The following is an 18,215-nucleotide window of genomic DNA, read 5'->3' as shown; positions in this document are numbered from 1 at the left end:
CTCGGCGAGCGAAGCTTTGGATCCACGGTCAGGCTTCAGATTCAACATCCTCATGACTTCTGGCGTAGCGAAAGCTCACATACTATAGTTCTTTTTTATGATCCAATGGCCGGTCATAATTTTAACCTATAACCTCCAAGGAGCTAACCATGAAACTTCATCGCATCCTTCTTTCCCTCGTGGCAGCCACGGGTATGGCCTTCGCCGGAGCTGCCGCGGCTCACGGTGACGGCGATTCGGTCAAATCGAATTTCGCCAGAGCGATTCCGAACATTCCGGGCAAATCTCTGATCGCCGTGGAAGTACTTTATCCACCGGGAGGAGCCTCGCAACCTCATACCCACGCCAAGTCGGCATTCATCTATGCATACGTCGTTTCGGGTAGCATAGCCAGCAAGGTTAACGACGAACCGGAACATGTGTACAAGGCCGGAGAGAGCTTCTATGAGGCGCCCGGCTCAAGGCATCCGGTGAGCCGCAATGCGAGCAAGACCGAGCCGGCTAAGCTGCTCGCTGTGTTTGTCGTCGATTCGGACGACAAGGAACTGACCACCAACGACAAATAAGAGATTGAAATAAGATCGGACACGTCAACGCATCACCCCGACCCGAGGTGGTGCGTTGTCGGTATCTGGCCAATCAAATCCACTGTATCGACTATCGCAACTTCGCTTACGTCCCTTTACGCTCTTACCGGCATCCAAGCCACTCTCCTCATCTGCTTGAAGGCAACTACCAGTCGACTGGGAATCCGGGATAGCCGTTGACAGGGCCATCCTCGCGATCTTCCCGATCCAATCCTTGCGCACGCAAGGGCGCACACTGAATATGCCGGGGTTGTTCAAGACACTTTTTTACATTTGAATACGCCATCGACTATGCTCTCTGGCGGCTTGCGAGGCATCTGGACGAATCCATTGAAACCAGCTCACCCTACACCGTTATCCGCTTATTTTCCGCCGGCCTATGCCATGACGATTACCGTGGCGTTGCCATCTTCGCTAAACAACGCTGCTTGCACATTTGCGTAATGGGGGATAATAAACATGGACATTCGTCCTTCAGACCTTACCCGTAAGAAAAAACGAAAACATCGCCCGAGCGTTGCCGTGGGTTTGTGGGTGATCAAGCGACTGGAAAAATTCATCAGTCGACACTCCATGGTGGGGGCTACGCCGTTTTTTGATCCAGCAATATTCGATTGGGCGCAGATGCTGGAATCAAAATGGTCGACGATTGCAGCAGAGCTACACACGATTCTTAAAGAACGCGACAACATTCCGAATTTTCAGGACATATCCAAGGATCAGGTCAGCTTGACGCAAGATGACCAATGGAAAACATTCTTCCTTTATGGTTATGGTTACAAGATGGACGGCAACTGCCGCAGGTGCCCGGAAACGACTCAACTAATCGAATCAATTCCCGGTATGTTCACCGCGTTCTTTTCTATCTTGAGCCCGGGCAAACACATACCGCCTCATCGTGGTCCATATAACGGGCTGTTAAGAGCGCATCTTGGCCTGATTATCCCTACGCCCGAAGAGAATTGTCGTATTCAGGTCGGCGAGGAGATACGGCACTGGGAGATAGGTCGCTGCTTGATCTTCGACGACACCTTCCGCCACCAGGTTTGGAATGACACGAGCGGAGTCCGTGTGGTGTTGTTTCTCGACGTACAGCGCCCACTGGACTGGCGCGGCAGGCTACTCAACAAAATGGTACTCAAGTTGATTCAGTGGTCCCCTTTTATCCAGGATGCTCGCAGGAATCATCGTGCATGGGAACAGGGTTTGCTCAAGTGATAGTAACAGGCCGAAAGCCCTTCCAGGTGTGATGGGATCGGCAAGCGAGCGCTTTCTCTGTGCCAGAACACATGTCCATGCGCTCGGCGGCGAACCCAATAGCGTCAATACCCTCCGCTCGTTGATGGCAGACGCCTCTGCCGGTTGTTTAGGCAGAGCTGTCAAAGGAACAAACGTAGTAGCCCAGCTTTCAATCTTCATCTAGAAGGAGCTTATATACACCACCTAGACCAATCGGGTAGGTGCCGAGATCAACCACCGTCGGATTCATACACCCGTCGAGGTCCGTGATTTTCTGCACGCTCTGGGCATAAGGCGGCGGAGGGCAAAACGCAATTCCAATTCCTAATCCCTGGAAAAATTCCACCGTTGAGTTGAGCGCATAAGCCTGCCTTATCCGATGATAGGCCTGGATGCCATGCTGCGGATATATACCTTCGCTGGCAAAGGTCTGCCCTTGCTCATAACCCGCGTTTGTCGACTCACTACCAAGGACCACTTCTTCATTCGCGTACATCACTTCACGGGCCTCACTAATTTGCTTCGCAGGCACCCCGCCTGCGGCAACCCATTCTCTTTGGTATGCGTAGGCACGCCTCGCTTCAGCGATACTCCGTTGATTCTCTTCTTTTGGTGGGTTGCTTTCCATGCTCTCCATATAACGATCTACTTCGTAGAAATGTTGATCAGCCCGGATGGTATAAATGTACAAAGAACGATTTCGTAGGTTGGGCTGAAAATGATATCGACGTTGCGCAATGAATTTGGCAGTTTCGAAATTGTCGGTGGTAGCAACAAAAAAAGATCCTCGATCTCCACGCTGTAGAAGGCTTGCCCCCAAGACATGGTCAAGCAGATAGTCATTCTTTCCCCATGAGAGGAAACCATCGCGAAAAATCTCGTCCGGATCTCGTTCATCCACACGATAAACTTCACTTGGGGTGGCTAAAACCAAGGAACAAAATAAGAGCACTCCTATGTAACTAGCTACCCGCGCAAATACGCTCAGCACTAAACGCACCAAATAAAAGAGTCGCGAACCGGAACCAAGCCGTTCTGATTGAATGAGGTTACTCATGGACTCCCCTCACATTAGCTTTGATTGCAAAGCCCCCCAATGCGAGTGACAGAGTCAATTGGTAATTTGGTTTTCGAGGATAAGATAGTCTACCAGCCCATTGTCACGACAATGGTACACATTAACATCCAGGCCAGTTGCATAGGCGGTGAGCAGCATGGCAAACATTGATCGCCCGTATGGTGTATCAAGGCCATATTTTTGAGAAAGAACAAGCCAGTACTCCGGAGATTTCACCAGCGTAAACTGGACTCTAATATCGGCAGCACTTTGACTACCAGTAGTAGTTTCATTGAAGTGTATTGCGCCCACTTTTCCCTTTTTTTCAGGAGGGCATCCGTCCCCATAAGCATTGCCGCACAACAGCACTAGAAACTGTCTCACGAAAAAAATTAACGAGGCTCATGTTCTCGGTACTCTATATTATATTTAAGTCGACCAGGCACTTGGTTTTCCAAGCTCGAACCATCGATCAGGTTGATCTGTCAGCTGAGGAGCCTTTAGGGCATGCACGTCATTATTGGATGTAATATTAAGTACATGCCTATGAATTTTTGTAGTTTTTCGCCGCTGACAGACACCGGACCGGCTGGAGTCTAAGACCACGTTTACTCCACCAATTAAGGCGCTAACCGATAGAGCCATCGCTAGAATCAAGCTCAAGATAGATCAGGGCTCCCGCTGGGAACATTGGTTGCGATGAAAATGGCAATGATCTGCCCTCGCCCTAAAGGCCTGCCTCCGTCCACTCAGGTGCAATCAATCAGTCATGTCGAAGTTTTCGATTGTGATCAATGTGGAGTTCTGGGTAAAAATAAAGGTCACACGTCAGCCCGCAAACTAATAATTTTAGTTGTTTTTTTATTACATTCACCGTCTAAGCTCATGCCATCGAGAAATGCTTAGCTATAGTTCAAAAAATATGCCAGCTCTCAAATCAGACAAGTCAATATACAACCAATGAGGCTAATATCATGACAGAAAGAAATACATGTGTGATTTTTGGTTTTCGCGTAATTATCGGAGTAGCCTTTCCATTTTCCGCACCGGCCTTTACGCTTAGGATCAAGGACAACAAATGGAGCGATATCAATTATTTTAAAGACCCAATAAAACTCCCTGAAGAAACACCGAACCATTGTACACCGACAGGATTTATACTCGACCAAGAGCCTTACATCATATCCAGAGATCGTGACAGCAAAATTTATCTTAGAAATATTCTTAAAAAAGATTCCCCTGTTACTTACCTAGGCATTACCTCCACCGAAACTGTTGTAGCCTATCAAGTCGACCCCCTCAATAAACTTAATTTTCTTGTATTTCATAAAGATAAAAATGAATTATTTTTGTCGGTTTTCGAGGGCAATAACAACACCTTCAGACAAGTTGGGAATACACACTCCGTGGTCAAAAAAATGAATGACTACCCAAGTCTACCGAGATCATACGAAGATAACAGAGAGTATGGCAATCGACTATTTTTTGCTAATAGGCTGGAAGATGGAACTTCAGAATTGGCCAGTATAAAAATTCACTCTAGCGGCTTAGCCATAGGTGAAGCTCTATGCTACAATCGAGCAATCGCTTACAGTCCAAGCGCTATTGAATGGCGGATACAGAATCAACGCTTCTACGTAGTGTTTTACCAGGGAGTAAATAAGACTACAGGGGAGTTTACACGGGAGCTTAAGTGTATCAAAACCGACATTAACGGTAGCATTTTGGGACATGAAGAGATCCAACCCAGCACTAGCTATCCTGAGCTTAGGATTAGGATCAGCACGTCGCCCTCTGTTGTCTATAGAGAGTCTCTCTCGGAAATTTCCGTATTTTATATAGACCACGATACTCAGCAAATAAAAGAGGCTATAATTCAGTTTAGCACAACTGAATTCAGACTAAAAAACATCCATAACGTAACGAAAAGCGATTCGTCACAGCTTCTTTTAGGCGCCAATTGCGCCCCTTTCGCCATGCAGCTTTCATAAAGTTTCAAGAAGGGAGGCTTAATCTCTTTACAAGAGCAGGATGCAAACATCTATTAACTCAAATCGCTTACAACTCAATACACTAAGCATTATAGAAGGAAGCCCAACTCTGCTATGACTGGCAATAGTAAATGGCTCGGTCGAGGCCTGACAATGAGATCAGTTTTCGAGGCCGAGTTTTTTCAGGACAGTCAGAGCCGCTATTCATCAAGAGTCGAGCGCTGTCGCCACAGCGCTCACAACAAGCCTGAATACATGCGCGCAGTTCGTCCAAATTCAACACCCCCATCCAGGAGTTAAACCGCAACTCAAAAACAGGCGATAGTATCGAGCTTCAGTGACTGCCTCTGAAACGAAAAAAGGACCCGAAGGTCCTGATTTCAAGCGCGCACAGAATTCAACAGAACTCTGTGATGCAATATTTGGAGCGGGAAACGAGACTCGAACTCGCGACCCCGACCTTGGCAAGGTCGTGCTCTACCAACTGAGCTATTCCCGCAAATGGCGTCCCCTAGGGGACTCGAACCCCTGTTACCGCCGTGAAAGGGCGGTGTCCTAGGCCACTAGACGAAGGGGACAACTACCCGGTACACATGGTGTGTGTTTCGGTCTCCAGAGCCTCATCCGAAGAGGTGGCCCTGGTCTCACCCAGACTCGCCCAAAGCAAGACCGTTTAAAATTGGAGCGGGAAACGAGACTCGAACTCGCGACCCCGACCTTGGCAAGGTCGTGCTCTACCAACTGAGCTATTCCCGCATTGGCGTCCCCTAGGGGACTCGAACCCCTGTTACCGCCGTGAAAGGGCGGTGTCCTAGGCCACTAGACGAAGGGGACACACTACAACATTCACTCCCTGCCGCGTGTCGCTGTGTGCTTTACGCTGCAAGTGGCGCGCATTCTATGGATGGATCGAAGAATCGTCAACCCCCAACTATAAATTTATTTAAATCAATGACTTCGCTCTGCTTTGCGGTCCTTTCCGAGCTTCCCTCGCGTCCGACGATTGGCGCCTATATTCTGGCGCCCAACAAGGCGCTATAGTCCCCCATACAAATAGTGGCAATGTGCATCTACTTATCTATGCAGAAGCGCTCTGACGCCGTGCTACACGTCGATCAACGCTATCAGCGATAACGCCAAGCCACTACACTCGCTCGTATTCCCCTTGAAGAGGTCTTAACGGTGACACCACTCATGATCGCCCTGCTGGTCGCAGCTGGGATCTTTCTCTTGATCGCCATTGGGTTCCTCAACCATATGGCCGAGAACAATAAGCTGGAAAGGGCTCGCCTCAAGGTGGAACTCAATGATCGTCTGCGCCGTTGCGCCGAGATCACCGAGACCTTTCCCGGCCAGTACATGACCCCCGCGCTCAAGCTGCTGTTGACGCGCCTGGAACTCAACGCCAACCAACGCCTGCTGAACATAAGCAAGACCGATGCGGTGCTCAAGTCGCGCATCGCCGAACTTGACACCCTGGTCAACCAGGGCGAATCGATTCCGGTCAACAACCCGCCCAGCCCGATCCAGACCGAAGCCAAGGCCAAGGACGTGCGTTTCTTGCTCGAAGCCCTGCACGGCCAGATCACTCGCGCGGCCCAGGATCGTTTCCTGCAACCCTCCGAAGCCAAACACTGGGTTCGCGAAGTGCGGCATATCCTGGTCTTGCTGCATATCGAGTTCTTCAACAACCTCGGCCAGCGGGCCTTGCAACAGAACCAGCCGGGGCAAGCGCGCCTGGCGTTCGAACGCGGCGTGCAGTACCTGCGCAAGCAACCGGAGCCCGCGGTCTATACCGAGCAACTGCTGTTCTTGGAAAAACTCCTGGCGCGTGCCAACGCCATGGTCTTGGCCACCACTCAGCCGACCGAAGATGACGTCAATGAATTGAGCCAGGGCCTCAAGGGCGTGGAAGCTGACGCCGACTGGAAAAAGAAGGCGATCTACGACTGATTTCCAGCAGGCAAAAAAACGGACACGCCATAGCGTATCCGTTTTTTTGTGCCTCGGGAAACCCGCTTATACGGCGCCTGGCCCGAACGAGGTCAGGCTACCGGATTGATCGGTTTTTCGGGGTACCAGACGTCTAGCAGCGGACTGACTTCAGCAGAGGTCAGTTCGCTACGAGCCTTGAGCCAGGCTTCGACGGCTGTGCGTTGTTCTTCGCAAACCGAGCCACGCTTGATCAGGCAAACCAGGCCGTAGTCATCGCCGCCAACATAACCAAGACCGTTGGCTTCCATTGCTTCTTTCAGGAAAGCCTCGAGGAAAGTGTCGATGGCCTCTTCACTCAGGTCTTCTTTGAAATCCAGGTTCAGCTCGAAACCCAGCTCCTGAAATTCCTCAACGCACAGTTTTTTGCGCAGACGCCGGGAACGGTTAGTCGCCATGAAACAATCCTCAAAAGTAATAACGGGCAGCACTCTAGCAGCTTAAGGCTGCAATTACCCGAGTCTCTGGGCCTGGCCGGCCGATCGAGCGCAAAAAATTGAGGCGTCGCCCCACCTGTAAGACGCCAATAACGCTGATTTGGGGCATAATACCGACACTTTCATGACCATTGAGGGATTTTTGTCGCTATGCCCTCGTATTTTTCCCCTCGGCTGTAGGGTCTTATTTTATATGATCAAATCTTTGCGCCCTTTCGTATTCGCCAGCCTGCTGCTTCCCCTGGCACTGCCCGTCTCCGCCACCCCGGCCAACACCACGCTCTCTCCCAAGGTCCAACAAGCAATCAAGGCCAGCAAGCTGCAGAACAATGCCCTGTCGCTAGTCATGTTGCCACTCGACGGTCCGGGCACCCCGACGATATTCAATGCCGATGTGTCGGTGAATCCGGCCTCGACCATGAAGCTGATCACTACCTACGCCGCCCTGGAAATGCTCGGGCCGAATCACCAATGGAAAACCGAGTTCTATACCGACGGCACGCTGAATAACGGCACCTTGCAGGGTAATCTGTACCTCAAGGGCGGTGGCGACTCCAAACTGAATATGGAAAAGCTCTGGTTGCTGATGCGTGACCTGCGAGCCAATGGTGTAACCCAGGTGACCGGCGACCTGGTACTGGACCGCAGCTTCTTCATCCCTGCGCAGTTGCCGGAGTTCAACGATGACGGCAACGACGAGAACAGGCCGTTCCTGGTCAAGCCCGATGCGTTGCTGGTCAATCTCAAGGCCCTGCGTTTTGTCGCCCGCAATGATTCAGGCAAGGTCACGGTATCGGTCGAGCCACCGATTGCCAGCATCCGCATCGACAATCAGGTCAAGGTGCTCAGTGCCAAGCAATGCACAGGCGATGTGCGCTACAACCCGACGCCCCAGGCCGACGGCTCGACCCTGATCACCGTCAGCGGGCAATTGGCCGATGGTTGCAGCTCCCAGACCTATCTGTCATTGCTCGACCACCCGACTTACGCCGCCGGCACAGTGCGCGCCATCTGGCAGGAACTGGGCGGCAGCATTCACGGCAAGGACCGCCAGGACACGGTGCCCAAGGGTGCCAAGCTGCTGGCTCGCGCATTTTCACCGGACCTGACGGAAGTCATCCGCGACATCAACAAGTACAGTAACAACACCATGGCCCAGCAACTGTTCCTCAGCTTGGGGGCAAAGTTTCGCAATGACGCCGATGGCGACGATGCCAAAGCCGCGCAACGGGTCGTGCGCCAGTGGTTGGCGCAGAAAGGCATCACCGCCCCGCACCTGGTGATGGAAAACGGGTCCGGTCTGTCGCGCGCCGAACGAGTCAGTGCCCGGGAAATGGCGACCCTGTTGCAGGCAGCCTGGAAAAGCCCCTACGCTGCGGAGTTCATCAGTTCAATGCCAATCACCGGCATGGACGGCACCATGCGCAAGCGCCTGAAACGTACCGCCATGTCGGGCGAAGCGCATATCAAGACCGGCACTTTGAACACCGTGCGGGCGATCGCCGGCTTCAGCCGCGACAGCAACGGCACGACCTGGGCCGTCGTGGCAATCCTCAACGATCCGAAACCATGGGGCGCCTCGTCGGTGCTCGATCAGGTGTTGCTGGATCTGTATCGTCAGCCGAGAGCGACCGACTCGGGCGAGTAACCCATCGCCCGGCAGGCGGGCTTGCGTGAAAGCAAGCCCGCCTCAATCGAGTTCCGCCATCACTCGGTCACGGCCATCCTGCTTGGCCGCATACACTCCCGAATCCGCCCGCAGTAATAGCGCATCCGCCCCTTCCCCCATGCGCCAGCCGGCAATCCCGAAACTGGCCGTGACCCACCCCACGCCCTCGAATGGCACATTGCGCAACCCTTGCCATAACTCCAATGCCAACTTGCGGGCCTGTTCGGCGTCGGTGTTGGGGCACAACACCATGAATTCCTCGCCACCCAGGCGACAAAAGACGTCGGTGCGACGCAAACGATGGCTGATCCGCCCACACAACTCCTTGAGTACCCGATCCCCTTCGGCATGACCGTACTGATCGTTGATGCGCTTGAAGTGATCGATGTCAAGCATGATCACCGCCAGGCCACCTGGCCCGCGCTGGGCCCGTGCCAGCTCAGCCTTGAGCCGCTCCTGGAAATAACGCCGGTTGTAGATACCGGTCAGCGAATCGGTGACCGACAGGGCTCGCAACTCCTCCTCGACCCGCTTGAGGTCGGTAATATCCGAAAGATAACCGTGCCAGAGCACCTCGCCCGTGGGCAGCCGCTCAGGGGTGGCCTCGCCGCGCAACCAGCGCAAGCCGCGCATCGGCAATACCACGCGAAACTCTTCGCGCCAGGGGCTGAGTCGCTCGGCCGAAACCCGGATCGAGGCCCGCAACGGCTCCAGGTCGTCCGGGTGAACACGCTCGAACGCCGGCTCGGCATTCTCCAGCAAACGTTGGGTATCGACTTCCAGGATTCCCCCCGTGCCCGCGCTGGCATAGACAAAGTGCGCATTACCGTCGAGGTTGAGTTTGTACTGATAGATGCCACCGGGAACGTTCGCGCCGAGCTTTTCCAGCAAACGGTCGCGCACCTGTAACTGCGAGGTCCGCTGCTCGACCAACTCAAGGGCGCGCTGGCGCTGACTGACAAGGTTGTACAATAAAACACTGAGGAGCACGCTCAGCATTGCACCGAGCACCGCCAGGCTGGCCTCCGATGAATGATTGACTTGAATGAAAGCCTCGCAAGGGCGGATATCCACCTGGTATTCGCGGTCGGCCAGACGCAGCAGGCGAGTGGCACTCAATGGACTGGCAACCGGTAGATTGGGCGATTGATACAGCAGCTCATGCTCGCCTTTGGTCGACAGATCGAGAATGCGCACCGACAGGTTGTCGTGCTTCTGCTCCGGCAGGCCCTCGGCGACCAGTTGACGCATACTGATCACCGCCATCACGTATCCTTCGAGCTCCGGCCTGGGTTGCTCGACGCGCGCGAGCACAGTGATCGGCGCCACCAACAGCAAGCCTCGGGCGTAGGCTTGCTCAACTCCAACCAGATTCAGCGGTTGCGAGGCAGCCATGGTGCCCGAATCGCGAGCACGTTCCAGTGTGATGCGGCGCAAGGGTTGCTCCAGCAAGTCATAGCCCAGCGGCGAACCCTGGGCACTCTGCGTCTCGCTGTACAGTACCGGTACATACTCGTCACGCACCGCCGCCAATTGCAGGCGACCTTCGGCATTGAGTTCCCGAATGGAAAAGCCGCTCAGGCCCTGGGCCCGGGCAAGCCGTTCGAACGACTCCCGATCGCGGCCCTTGACCCATGGCGCCCAGGAATAAGCCTGGGTCCGCAACAGCAGCGGCTTGGTGTAGCCCTCGAATTCCTGGCGCGTGACTGAATCGGAATTGACAAAGAACCGCCGCAGACCGTCCAGCCGCTGCACCTGGTCCTCGAAGCGCTCCTCGATAAGGCTGAAGCGTTCGTTGGCCAACAATTCGAAACGTAGCTGCAACTGACGCTGATAAAGCTCGCGTGTGGCCACGGACAACAACAGCGTGAGCAACCCGCCCACCAACAAAGCCAATACCGCTACCAGCCAGGCAGAAGCATCTTCACTGATAAAGCCAAGAATCTTGGGGTGTACGGGATGCGACGACATAGGCGACAACTCATCACGCCGACGTGTTTTACATCACATTGGCTTTGACTGAGTTATAGCTATTCGCCAGTAGATTAGCCAGCCCCAAAAGCCCCGCCGTCTATAAAAATCCAGAGGCGGGGCTCGGTCATGACTTAGCGTGCGGTGATCTTCCAGGCACGATGAATCTTGCTGTTGCGGGCAAAGTCCGGGTCCAGGGTCTGGCGGCTGATTTCCTCGACGGCGTAACGCGCCACCAGGTTGTCTGCCAGTTGGAACTTGCTGAAATTATTGGAAAAATACAGCACGCCAGCGGGCGCCAGGCGCGCCATGGCCAAGTCGAGCAGTTGCACATGGTCACGCTGGACGTCGAACACGCCTTCCATGCGTTTGGAGTTGGAGAACGTCGGCGGGTCGATGAAGATCAGGTCGAATTCGTCGCGATTGCCTTCCAACCAAGTCATCACATCACTCTGCTCCAGGCGGTTCTTGTCGGAGAAACCATTCAGTGACAGGTTGCGCCGCGCCCAGTCGAGATAGGTCCTCGACAGGTCGACACTGGTGGTCGTCCGAGCCCCGCCCTTGGCCGCATGCACGCTGGCGGTAGCGGTGTAGCAGAACAGATTGAGGAAACGCTTGCCGGCAGCCTCTTTCTGGATTCGCAGGCGCATCGGCCGGTGGTCGAGGAACAGCCCGGTATCGAGGTAGTCGGTGAGGTTGACCAACAGCTTCACCCCGCCTTCGCTCACCTCGGTGAATTTGCCCTCGGCACTCTGGCGCTCATATTGCTTGGTCCCGCTTTGGCGCTCGCGGCGCTTGATGATCACCCGACTCTTGTCGACATTGAGTGCCTGGGGAATCGCAGCCAGCGCATCGAACAGGCGGGTCTGAGCCTTTTGCGGGTCGATGGACTTGGGCGCGGCGTATTCCTGGACGTGTACCCAATCGTGGTAGAGATCAATGGCCAGAGAGTATTCCGGCATGTCGGCGTCATAGACCCGATAGCAATCCACACCTTCGCGCTTGGCCCATTTACCCAATTGCTTGAGGTTTTTCTGCAGGCGGTTGGCGAACATCCGCCCGCCTTCGCTCAGGCGTGCCTGCTCGATCACCGGTGCCGCTGGCGGCGCAGGCTTGATCGGGTTGCCGTTCTTGTTGAGCTTCGGCGCTTCGACGGTGATCTGTGCCTGCTCTTCGGCGTGGGCCCGCTCGACTTGGCGCTGTTGCGGGGTACGCCGCTCACCGGTGACGAACTGGTCGGGGACCACCTTGATCAGCAGCAGCTTGCACGCCAGTGCGCCGTTCCAGAACGAGTATTGCTTGTGGCTGCGAATACCCATGCGCTTACCCAGATCCGGGGCGCCAGTGAACACCGCCGCCTCCCAGTTCAAGCAGGCCTGACGTAGGCGCTCGCCGAGGTTCTGGTAGAGGTAGAGCAGGCTCGCCTCGTCTCCCAGGCGCTCGCCATAAGGCGGGTTGCAGATCACCAGGCCTTTCTGGTTCTGGTCCGGGCGCGGTTCGAAGGTCCCAACCTCACCCTGATAGATCTTGATCCAATCGCTCAGGCCGGCACGCTCAACGTTGTTGCGACCCGGCTGGATCAGACGTGGATCGGCTTCATAACCGCGAATCCACAGCGGTGGGCGGGCCAGGCCGGCTTCGGCGCGGGCCGTGGCTTCTTCATGAAGTTTTTTCCACAAGGCCGGCACGTGGCCAAGCCACGCATCGAAGCCCCAGCGGATGCGATTGAGGTTGGGCGCGATATCGGCGGCAATCATCGCAGCCTCCACCAGAAAGGTGCCCACCCCGCACATCGGGTCGGCCAAGGCCCCTCCTTCGGCGGCGATACGCGGCCAGCCGGAACGGATCAGGATCGCCGCCGCGAGGTTTTCCTTCAGCGGCGCCGCGCCTTGCTGCAGGCGGTAGCCGCGCTGGTGCAGGCTGTGGCCGGACAAGTCGAGGGAAAGAATCGCCTCGCCACGGTCCAGACGCAGGTGAATGCGCAGGTCCGGGCTGATCTTGTCGATAGACGGACGCTCACCCGCCGGGGTGCGCAACTTGTCGACGATGGCGTCCTTGACCTTCAAGGCACCGAAGTGGGTGTTGTCGATGCCCGAGCCATGGCCGCTGAACTCCACGGCCAGGGTGCCGTCGGCAAGCATATGATCCTGCCAGTCGATATCCAATACGCCCTGGTAGAGGTCCTCGGCGTCCTTCATCGGGAAACGCTTAAGCACCAGCAAAACCCGGTTGGCCAGGCGCGACCAGAGACATAACCGATAGGCCGTCTCCATGTCGGCCAAGCCGCGAATGGCCGAGGTGTGCTCGCGCGCCTCCTCAAGACCAAGCCCGACGGCTTCCTCCAGAAGCAGGCCTTCGAGGCCTTTGGGACAAGTGAGGAAGAGTTCGTAATGATCCGACATGGGAATTCCAGGGCCTTGAGCAGTCAATGAACGGGCGACGCATCACCCGCTCGGTTTTGATCGAGCACGTTTCTTGAAGAGTGCTCGTGTGGCACACCATTGTGCCGTTCCATCCGGCATATGCTTTTGCCCATAAATTATGGGGACAAAAGAATGGAGACACCGGGATAGTTCATTCTTTTCGTAACAAAAAGTCACATCATGACCCTTCGTCGAATAATACCTGAGTACGAGGGTCAGTATTTTTTGCAGAGAGTGAAACCCATCCTTCATGCAAGGGCTGATAATAGCTGGATTTTCTCCAGATAACCGAGCAAACGGTCAGCCTATCTTATGGCCTTACCCCACATATCGTTACGTTCTTATGACAAAACGATCATTCACACGCCATCGCACATTGGTTAGAACTCAACACAGTTGGCGTCGCAAGGACGTCAACATCTCCCGCTTTTGATGAAACTCGTCGAGCGGCGATCAGGCAAGGCAAAAACAGGTGAGGAGCGACGAGGGTCGCGTCCGACTTCAGCCCGCTACGCTAAAAGGAGCCTTGTGAACCTGTTTTTAACGCAGCATGATCGACGCGCGGACAGTTTCATCCGATGCGGAGCTCGCCACGCCGGCAGCGAGCACCATGCAGATGCATTCTGCCCGGCCTCGACGAGAGGTCGACGGGACCTATAACAGTCAACCAGCGAGGGCAACACCCTATGAGAAGACTTAAGCGTGATCCGTTGGAAAGAGCATTTTTACGCGGATATCGATACGGCGTTCATGGCAAGTCCCGTGAGCTTTGCCCCTTTACTCTACCGTCGGTACGCCAAGCCTGGATCAACGGCTGGCGAGAAGGACGTGGCGACAATTGGGACGGTATGACCGGCACTGCGGGAATCCACAGACTCAACGAACTTCACGCTGTCGGCTAATCAGGGCACATTCCGACACGACAATCCGAGCACTCTGTTGAAAGCAACGACTTAACCACGCACGCCCCATCCGGGCGGCGGGCTTCGGCCCAGGGGCTCCCTAGAGGAGCCCTTTTTAATACCCAGAACTCAGCGGCGCAAAGCGGCGATGGCATCCACCGACTGGCGAATCAGTGCCGGCCCCTTGTAGATAAAGCCCGAATACAACTGCACCAGGCTCGCTCCGGCGGCGACTTTCTCGGCCGCATGTCCGCCTTCGGTGATCCCACCGACGGCGATGATCGGCAAACGTCCGGCCAGCTCGGCCGCCAGCACCTTGACCGTGTGGGTGCTCTGCTCGCGCACCGGCGCACCGGACAGGCCACCGGCCTCCTCGCCATGAACCAAGCCTTCGACACCGACACGGCTGAGGGTGGTATTGGTAGCGATCACCGCATCCATCCCCGACTCCACCAGTGCCTGGGCCACCAGCACGGTTTCTTCGTCGCTCATGTCCGGAGCGATCTTGATCGCCAGGGGCACACGCTTGCCATGCTGCCCGGCCAGTTGAGTCTGGCGCTGGCTCAGGGACTCGAGCAACTGCTTGAGCGAATCGCCGAATTGCAGACTGCGCAGACCCGGTGTGTTCGGCGAACTGACGTTGACCGTGACATAGCTGGCGTGGGCGTAGACTTTGTCCAGGCAGATCAGGTAATCGTCCACGGCACGCTCCACCGGGGTATCGAAGTTCTTGCCGATATTGATCCCCAGGATACCGCCGTAGCGGGCGGCGCGAACCCGGGAAATCAGGTTATCCACCCCCAGGTTGTTGAACCCCATGCGGTTGATGATCGCTTCGGCCTCGGGCAGGCGGAAGATCCGCGGTTTTGGATTCCCCGGCTGCGGTCGTGGCGTCACCGTGCCGATCTCGACAAAACCAAAGCCCAACTGGGCCAAACCGTCGATGGCCGCACCATTTTTGTCCAGCCCCGCGGCCAGACCTACCGGGTTGGGAAAATCCAGCCCCATGACGGTCACCGGACTCGACGCCGGCGCCTTGCACAGGAGGCCGTTGAGCCCCAGGCGACCGCCCGCGCCGATCAGGTCCAGGGACAAATCGTGGGAGGTTTCCGGGGAAAGTTTGAACAACAACTGGCGGGCCAGGTTATACATGGGCGGGCTTGACTCGGGTGGCGGCGAATTGAACGGGCGATTATAGCCGGCCAGCCACCTGACAAGCGAGTTTACCAACCGGCCTTTTCCCGACTGTCCTCATCCAATTCGGGATTGAAAATATCCTGCAGGTATTGGTTGATGAACAAACTGGTGCCAAACAACCGGCCCATGACTCCACGCAGCTCCTTGTGCTGTCCGGAGCCTTCCAAGCCTTCCTCCTTGAGACGTGACAAGGCCTGGCCAACGACCGTCATCTGCTCGCCGACAGTGCGATAGTCCAGCGGTCCCTGGTCACTGCTACGATAGTTGGCGATAAAATGCAGAAGCTCTTTTTCGCCAGTCCCGGACAGCGCCAGCAACTGCCGATAAAAGGCTTCGAACCCTGGATCGGCCAACGGTGCGGCGCGGACGGGCTGATTCAGGCGTTGCTCCAGGGGATGCGCCGAGAAACTCTCCGGAGCAGAGGTAGAGAGAACGGCCGTGGGTCTTTCAATGTGCATCGTCGACTCCTTGTGACGGATCTTCGTCGGCATCGACAAATCGACTCACCAGTTGCACCAGCGCTTGCCGTGCCTGTTGGTCAAGCTCGCGTACCCCTTCGGGCAAACCGACCAGTTGACTCAGCACGCGCGGGGCCAATTGTTCGCGGGCCGACTCCAGGTCAAATTCGAACAACTGGTCGGCCAACCGGACGACATAACGCTCCTGGTCTTCGAATTCGAACTTGACCGAGGCCACGCCCAGGCGCCCCAGATGCTCGCGCAGGGCGCCGACCCGACCGCGACAGTTGGCGGGCAAAAGGATTTGCAAGGTCATCCGCGCGGTGTCGGGCTGCTCTGCCAACCAATGGTCGAGCATCTCGTCGAACCACCGTGAATCATCCAACAGATGCTTGAGCAGTTGCCGGACCGCCTCGGCCATTTGCTCGTGCAACTGGCTGGCCAGGCGTTGGGATTCGCACAAGCCCTGGGCCAGGTCGACGCAAGCCTGAATCACGCCTTCGCAATAGCCTTCGGCAAACGCGGTAGCCTGGATCGCCTCGGCCTGAGCCTGGGCCTGGTCGATCAACTGCCGGGCACGCTGTTGTGCCTGGCGCTCCAAGGCACGACAGCGACGGGCGGTCGCCAGTTCCTGGCGGGTGATATGCACGGTATCCGCGCCCACCTCCGCCAGTTCGTCAATCGTGCGGATGGCGTCGAGCATGCTGTACCGCCAGAAAAAACAGCACCGGATCGGGCACCGATACAGGCAACCATGCCTGTCCATCGACCACCGCCTCGCAGAACTGCAACGGCAGCCGTTCGCGCAACGCCGTGGGCAGCGCCCGCTCGAACGCTAGCAACTGCGCCAGCCCGACGCTGTCCACCTGTTGCAACACCGGACTGTCAGACAGCAGCTCCAGGATCAATCGAGGCGCGATGGCACACCGTGCAAAGTCCCGCACACTGGCGGACAGCAACCCCATGCGAGCGCCTCGCGCCAGCTCCGGCCACAAGCGCTGAGCACCGATCAACCGGGCGATATGCGGCAGGCGCCACCACTCATGCACCCACACTGTCGCGAGTGGGGAAAGCGCCGGACACGACGTCGGCAGCGTCAGCCCCTCCAGCAAGATGCGATTGAGCACCTGCCGACCCGGCCCGTCGTTAAATCCCGCCGGCAGACTCAGGCGCCGGCTATGCAAGTAATCCAGCGGCTGCCAGAGAATCTGTCGCAGGCGTTCGTCCAAGGCGTTCATGCACGCCCACCCGACGCCCGCAAGTGATAGAAGCCACCGACGCCAGCCAGCAACCCCACGAGCAACATCAGGACCAAAGCAGGCATCCAGAAGGCAGTGGCAGCCGGCTCGACCGGCAGCGGCGCCGCATGCTGGGTGGAAGAGCGCCGGGTGAGGATCACCGAAATATTTTCGTATTCGACCGCTGAGAAACTGTTCTTCAAGAACCGTTTGATATCGTTGATCAACAGCCCCGGCTCGACATCGCGCTCATGCACGGCCACCGCTGACAGATGCACGGAAGACGCCTTGCGCCCGCCCTCCCCGGCGTCCACGTCATAGCTGACATGCACCCGTGCCGAGACGACGCCTTCGAGCACACTCAAGGTTTGTTCCAGACGCTGCTCCAGCGCCGAATAGAGTCGGGCCTTTTCCGCGCGCGGGGAGGCGACCAGGGAGTCGGAGGGAAACAATTGGGCCACTTCCACACGAGGTTTCGACGGCAGCGCATAGAGATTCAACAAGTCCACCGCCGCCGGGAAATCCACTTGGGCCACCTTGACGCTGTAGCCGACCTTGCCGTTATCCTGCTTTGCCGCGCCGATATTGTTGCGCTGCAACACCGACACCACCTCGTTGGCCTGTTGCTGATCAAGCCCGTCGAGCAGCGCCGGTTGCCGACACCCCGCCAGCGCCAGACACAGGAGGATAAGCCACACGCAGGGTTTCATGACGAGCGCAGCAGGGTTTCTGCCGCCCCCACGGCCTTGCGCACCAGGGTATTAAGCAGATTGATGTCGACGTTGTATTGGCCCATCTGTTCCTGCAACACCGCCAGCTTCTCGGGGTGAGTGATATCCGGGCTATCCAGTAACTGGCGGACGCCGCCAACCCGCCGTGCCGAGTCCACGGCGGAACTGGCAAAGGCATCGAGCAGGCGCGCTTCCAGCGACACCGGCGTGCTTTCCTGCGGGCTGCGCAACTCGACCAGCGCTACCTGTTCGAGCAGGCCGACAGGATTATGTTGATAAGACATGGCCACTACTCGCCGTGGCCGGCGGTCATCGCCGACCCA

At 56.4% G+C, this 18,215-nt stretch carries 17 protein-coding genes and 4 tRNA genes; 6 read left to right on the top strand and 15 right to left on the bottom strand.

Annotated elements, in window-relative coordinates; translation table 11 throughout:
- The first annotated feature begins 149 nt into the window (after positions 1–149).
- Both BMX68_RS02575 and BMX68_RS02570 read left to right on the top strand, forming a co-directional pair.
- Positions 150–566, top strand: a complete 417-nt coding sequence (locus tag BMX68_RS02575) for a cupin domain-containing protein (RefSeq protein WP_017134199.1) — start codon at positions 150–152, stop codon at positions 564–566.
- A 480-nt stretch (positions 567–1,046) separates the two neighbouring features.
- On the top strand, positions 1,047–1,805 hold the full coding sequence (locus tag BMX68_RS02570; protein WP_017134200.1) for an aspartyl/asparaginyl beta-hydroxylase domain-containing protein: 759 nt from the start codon (positions 1,047–1,049) through the stop codon (positions 1,803–1,805).
- Between the two features lie 190 nt (positions 1,806–1,995).
- Here the strand turns inward: BMX68_RS02570 and BMX68_RS02565 are convergent, their stop codons facing one another.
- Both BMX68_RS02565 and BMX68_RS25280 read right to left on the bottom strand, forming a co-directional pair.
- Positions 1,996–2,883 carry a scabin-related ADP-ribosyltransferase gene (locus BMX68_RS02565; RefSeq protein WP_081503074.1) on the bottom strand — a complete coding sequence of 296 codons (888 nt, stop codon included), beginning with the start codon at positions 2,881–2,883 and terminating at the stop codon, positions 1,996–1,998.
- A 54-nt stretch (positions 2,884–2,937) separates the two neighbouring features.
- Complete coding sequence (locus tag BMX68_RS25280; protein WP_143063223.1) at positions 2,938–3,267, bottom strand: hypothetical protein; 330 nt, start codon at positions 3,265–3,267, stop codon at positions 2,938–2,940.
- Positions 3,268–3,857: 590 nt separating this feature from the next.
- On the opposite strand from BMX68_RS25280, the gene BMX68_RS02560 reads away from it, so the two are divergent.
- A complete protein-coding gene (locus BMX68_RS02560) occupies positions 3,858–4,874 on the top strand; it encodes a hypothetical protein (protein ID WP_060783840.1) in 1,017 nt (338 codons plus the stop codon).
- 423 nt (positions 4,875–5,297) lie between these two features.
- Here the strand turns inward: BMX68_RS02560 and BMX68_RS02555 are convergent.
- From BMX68_RS02555 to BMX68_RS02540, 4 genes are all read right to left on the bottom strand, one after another.
- Positions 5,298–5,373 (bottom strand) — tRNA-Gly (locus BMX68_RS02555).
- A gap of 3 nt (positions 5,374–5,376) precedes the next feature.
- Positions 5,377–5,452 (bottom strand) — tRNA-Glu (locus tag BMX68_RS02550).
- A gap of 102 nt (positions 5,453–5,554) precedes the next feature.
- A tRNA-Gly gene (locus BMX68_RS02545) sits at positions 5,555–5,630 on the bottom strand.
- Positions 5,631–5,632: 2 nt separating this feature from the next.
- Positions 5,633–5,708, bottom strand: a tRNA-Glu gene (locus BMX68_RS02540).
- A 360-nt stretch (positions 5,709–6,068) separates the two neighbouring features.
- Between BMX68_RS02540 and BMX68_RS02535 the strand changes: the two genes are divergently transcribed.
- Positions 6,069–6,827, top strand: a complete 759-nt coding sequence (locus BMX68_RS02535) for a hypothetical protein (RefSeq protein WP_017134204.1) — start codon at positions 6,069–6,071, stop codon at positions 6,825–6,827.
- A gap of 92 nt (positions 6,828–6,919) precedes the next feature.
- On the opposite strand, the gene BMX68_RS02530 is transcribed toward BMX68_RS02535, so the two are convergent.
- Entirely contained in the window at positions 6,920–7,264 is a 345-nt protein-coding gene (locus BMX68_RS02530) for a YggL family protein (protein WP_017134205.1), read from the bottom strand.
- Between the two features lie 232 nt (positions 7,265–7,496).
- On the opposite strand from BMX68_RS02530, the gene dacB reads away from it, so the two are divergent.
- Positions 7,497–8,951, top strand: a complete 1,455-nt coding sequence (gene dacB, locus BMX68_RS02525) for a D-alanyl-D-alanine carboxypeptidase/D-alanyl-D-alanine endopeptidase (protein ID WP_017134206.1) — start codon at positions 7,497–7,499, stop codon at positions 8,949–8,951.
- A gap of 42 nt (positions 8,952–8,993) precedes the next feature.
- Here the strand turns inward: dacB and BMX68_RS02520 are convergent, their stop codons facing one another.
- Entirely contained in the window at positions 8,994–10,943 is a 1,950-nt protein-coding gene (locus BMX68_RS02520; protein ID WP_017134207.1) for a sensor domain-containing diguanylate cyclase, read from the bottom strand.
- Positions 10,944–11,077: 134 nt separating this feature from the next.
- On the bottom strand, positions 11,078–13,345 hold the full coding sequence (rlmKL, locus tag BMX68_RS02515; protein ID WP_017134208.1) for a bifunctional 23S rRNA (guanine(2069)-N(7))-methyltransferase RlmK/23S rRNA (guanine(2445)-N(2))-methyltransferase RlmL: 2,268 nt from the start codon (positions 13,343–13,345) through the stop codon (positions 11,078–11,080).
- Positions 13,346–14,052: 707 nt separating this feature from the next.
- Here rlmKL and rmf point away from each other — a divergent pair.
- Complete coding sequence (gene rmf, locus BMX68_RS02510) at positions 14,053–14,268, top strand: ribosome modulation factor (RefSeq protein ID WP_074861824.1); 216 nt, start codon at positions 14,053–14,055, stop codon at positions 14,266–14,268.
- 129 nt (positions 14,269–14,397) lie between these two features.
- On the opposite strand, the gene BMX68_RS02505 is transcribed toward rmf, so the two are convergent.
- From BMX68_RS02505 to sctI, 6 genes are all read right to left on the bottom strand, one after another.
- Positions 14,398–15,420, bottom strand: a complete 1,023-nt coding sequence (locus tag BMX68_RS02505; protein ID WP_017134209.1) for a quinone-dependent dihydroorotate dehydrogenase — start codon at positions 15,418–15,420, stop codon at positions 14,398–14,400.
- Between the two features lie 71 nt (positions 15,421–15,491).
- Positions 15,492–15,923 carry a hypothetical protein gene (locus BMX68_RS02500; RefSeq protein WP_017134210.1) on the bottom strand — a complete coding sequence of 144 codons (432 nt, stop codon included), beginning with the start codon at positions 15,921–15,923 and terminating at the stop codon, positions 15,492–15,494.
- Positions 15,913–16,626: a hypothetical protein gene (locus tag BMX68_RS02495; protein WP_017134211.1), complete on the bottom strand. Its 714-nt coding sequence runs from the start codon at positions 16,624–16,626 to the stop codon at positions 15,913–15,915. The genes BMX68_RS02500 and BMX68_RS02495 overlap by 11 nt, the downstream gene beginning before the upstream one ends.
- The gene (locus BMX68_RS02490) at positions 16,601–17,161 is read right to left on the bottom strand and encodes an OrgA/MxiK family T3SS sorting platform protein (protein ID WP_017134212.1); all 561 of its coding nucleotides are present in this window, start codon (positions 17,159–17,161) and stop codon (positions 16,601–16,603) included. The genes BMX68_RS02495 and BMX68_RS02490 overlap by 26 nt, the downstream gene beginning before the upstream one ends.
- Complete coding sequence (locus tag BMX68_RS02485; RefSeq protein ID WP_060783848.1) at positions 17,158–17,871, bottom strand: EscJ/YscJ/HrcJ family type III secretion inner membrane ring protein; 714 nt, start codon at positions 17,869–17,871, stop codon at positions 17,158–17,160. The genes BMX68_RS02490 and BMX68_RS02485 overlap by 4 nt, the downstream gene beginning before the upstream one ends.
- A complete protein-coding gene (sctI, locus tag BMX68_RS02480) occupies positions 17,868–18,176 on the bottom strand; it encodes a type III secretion system inner rod subunit SctI (protein ID WP_017134214.1) in 309 nt (102 codons plus the stop codon). Before sctI ends, BMX68_RS02485 begins: the two co-directional genes overlap by 4 nt.
- Positions 18,177–18,215 lie beyond the last annotated feature (39 nt).

It is taken from the genome of Pseudomonas agarici (genome assembly GCF_900109755.1).
Lineage (GTDB): Bacteria > Pseudomonadota > Gammaproteobacteria > Pseudomonadales > Pseudomonadaceae > Aquipseudomonas > Aquipseudomonas agarici.
Note: the sequence above shows the minus strand (reverse complement) of the source record. Positions and strands in the feature narration are given on the sequence as shown.

What these genes read in the sequence shown, in the direction of transcription:
- rlmKL (WP_017134208.1), bottom strand. Translation starts at nt 13,345, where the DNA reads ATGTCGGATCATTACGAACTCTTCCTCACTTGTCCCAAAGGCCTCGAA.
- BMX68_RS02495 (WP_017134211.1), bottom strand. Translation starts at nt 16,626, where the DNA reads ATGCTCGACGCCATCCGCACGATTGACGAACTGGCGGAGGTGGGCGCG.
- BMX68_RS02520 (WP_017134207.1), bottom strand. Translation starts at nt 10,943, where the DNA reads ATGTCGTCGCATCCCGTACACCCCAAGATTCTTGGCTTTATCAGTGAA.
- BMX68_RS02535 (WP_017134204.1), top strand. Translation starts at nt 6,069, where the DNA reads ATGATCGCCCTGCTGGTCGCAGCTGGGATCTTTCTCTTGATCGCCATT.
- BMX68_RS02570 (WP_017134200.1), top strand. Translation starts at nt 1,047, where the DNA reads ATGGACATTCGTCCTTCAGACCTTACCCGTAAGAAAAAACGAAAACAT.
- dacB (WP_017134206.1), top strand. Translation starts at nt 7,497, where the DNA reads ATGATCAAATCTTTGCGCCCTTTCGTATTCGCCAGCCTGCTGCTTCCC.
- BMX68_RS02505 (WP_017134209.1), bottom strand. Translation starts at nt 15,420, where the DNA reads ATGTATAACCTGGCCCGCCAGTTGTTGTTCAAACTTTCCCCGGAAACC.
- BMX68_RS02560 (WP_060783840.1), top strand. Translation starts at nt 3,858, where the DNA reads ATGACAGAAAGAAATACATGTGTGATTTTTGGTTTTCGCGTAATTATC.
- BMX68_RS02575 (WP_017134199.1), top strand. Translation starts at nt 150, where the DNA reads ATGAAACTTCATCGCATCCTTCTTTCCCTCGTGGCAGCCACGGGTATG.
- BMX68_RS02490 (WP_017134212.1), bottom strand. Translation starts at nt 17,161, where the DNA reads ATGAACGCCTTGGACGAACGCCTGCGACAGATTCTCTGGCAGCCGCTG.
- BMX68_RS02485 (WP_060783848.1), bottom strand. Translation starts at nt 17,871, where the DNA reads ATGAAACCCTGCGTGTGGCTTATCCTCCTGTGTCTGGCGCTGGCGGGG.
- sctI (WP_017134214.1), bottom strand. Translation starts at nt 18,176, where the DNA reads ATGTCTTATCAACATAATCCTGTCGGCCTGCTCGAACAGGTAGCGCTG.
- BMX68_RS02530 (WP_017134205.1), bottom strand. Translation starts at nt 7,264, where the DNA reads ATGGCGACTAACCGTTCCCGGCGTCTGCGCAAAAAACTGTGCGTTGAG.
- rmf (WP_074861824.1), top strand. Translation starts at nt 14,053, where the DNA reads ATGAGAAGACTTAAGCGTGATCCGTTGGAAAGAGCATTTTTACGCGGA.
- BMX68_RS02565 (WP_081503074.1), bottom strand. Translation starts at nt 2,883, where the DNA reads ATGAGTAACCTCATTCAATCAGAACGGCTTGGTTCCGGTTCGCGACTC.
- BMX68_RS02500 (WP_017134210.1), bottom strand. Translation starts at nt 15,923, where the DNA reads ATGCACATTGAAAGACCCACGGCCGTTCTCTCTACCTCTGCTCCGGAG.